Below are 1,563 nucleotides of genomic sequence, written 5' to 3'. Positions count from 1 at the left end.
GCCGCTGAGCCCCGGCGAACCGTTGAACGAATACCAGCTTCAGGAATGGCAAGCACGGCGCATGGCCGCCGCAAAGGCCTGCGCCAATGCTCCGACCCGCCGCAACCTGCTGGACAAGCCATTGCGTTTCACCGGACCACGCCAGTTCAAACACAGTTTGTTCGGCGGCTGGCAACTGACCGAACCGCAGCCCACCCTCAGCGTTCCACTGCACTGGGAGTATGCCTTTGGCGGCAACAGTGTGGTGCGCAATCCCGAGCATCCGTTGCAGCCGGACAGCCCCGAGTACCTGCTCAATGAGGTTTGCTACAGCAACCCACTGGGCTGCGGCTGGATCGAAAAACGTCAGGAGGCGTTGGGTTTCAAACTGGATGCGCCGCTGCGTGAACGGCCCGCACCGCAAATCGAAGCGCCCGACTCGCCGGTGTTGCACCTGGATAGGGCCAAACACCCCGAGGGAGGTGGTTGGCATGAACCTAAACCATCAGCCTTGGGTAATAAAGGCGCAAATAGCGCCATTGGCGGAAGCTGGGGGCAAAAAGGCCGAGTAAAACTACTAGAAGATGCTGCCAACAAGGCAGTCGCTCGCGGCGATGGCTCAGACATAATGAATGTGGAACTGACAATCTGCCCTCCAGGTAAAAAAGGGAAATAAACATGAAAGATCCCCCATTTCGAATACTTTATAGAGAAATTTGGCGAAGCTACTTACAGCACGCCTGTTCCAGAAACCACCATTGCTCGATGGGTCGACAAGCTTCCTCCCATCTTGATGACTTACTGGCGTGAAGAAGGCTGGGCGGGATATGCGAACGGTCGAGTGTGGACAGTGAACCCCGATGAATATGAGGACATTGTGGATGTTTGGCTTGAGGAGACTCCGTTTGCCAACATAGACAACTTCCACGTAATCGCACGCCGTGCCTTTGGCAGCCTCTATCTATGTGGGGAGAAAACCGGGAGAAGCGTCACTATTGTTTGCCCGAATAACGAAATACTAGCGTTGAAAAACAAGTTAAAACCCAAATCTTTGCATGACCAAGATTCTTCAATTCAATCATTCTTTGGTTCTCGGGAACCAGAAGACTTCGACTACAAAGACACCAACGGCAAACTACTATTTGAACGCGCCGTAAAGAAGTACGGCCCACTTGAACCCGATGAAATGTACGGTTTTGAACCTGCGCTCGTCATGGGTGGAAGCGCGACATTGGATAACCTTCGACGTCTTAAACTGGATCCACACCTTCATATTCTGCGTCAGTTCGACAGTCCAACTCTTCCTTTCTCCAACATCGATTTTGACAAGCTCATCAAATAGGCAAGAAAGGGAAACGGCACACATCTCACAATTTAACGTCTGAAATGCCGTCAATCTTTTCACAACATTGACGGCCAGATCACCGGCTTTCGCCGCACCCGCTACAGCGCCGTGGTTGAACCCGCGCTGGCTCGTACCCGGCTGTGCTCCAACTGGCGGATTTTCCAGCAGCAAACGGTGCCGCACATCCTCGACGCCGTGCTCAAGGCCCATGGCCTGAACGACTTCGAGCAACGCCTCAG

General features: G+C 53.6%; 3 protein-coding genes. All 3 read left to right on the top strand.

Going from position 1 to position 1,563, the window contains the following annotated elements:
- Positions 1 to 655, top strand: a 655-nt coding sequence (locus ACIQYF_RS23710) for a DUF2169 domain-containing protein (RefSeq protein WP_402866719.1), incomplete at its 5' end; no start/stop codon positions are given.
- A gap of 9 nt (positions 656 to 664) precedes the next feature.
- Positions 665 to 1,321, top strand: a complete 657-nt coding sequence (locus ACIQYF_RS23705) for a GAD-like domain-containing protein (protein WP_402866725.1) — start codon at positions 665 to 667, stop codon at positions 1,319 to 1,321.
- A 39-nt stretch (positions 1,322 to 1,360) separates the two neighbouring features.
- Positions 1,361 to 1,563: contractile injection system protein, VgrG/Pvc8 family (locus ACIQYF_RS23700; protein WP_402866722.1), on the top strand; the 203-nt coding region annotated here is incomplete at its 3' end.

It is taken from the genome of Pseudomonas sp. NPDC096917 (assembly GCF_044762555.1).
In the GTDB taxonomy this organism is placed as follows: Bacteria; Pseudomonadota; Gammaproteobacteria; order Pseudomonadales; family Pseudomonadaceae; genus Aquipseudomonas.
The sequence above is the reverse complement of the archived record's forward strand: the minus strand, read 5'-3'. Positions and strand labels throughout refer to the sequence as shown.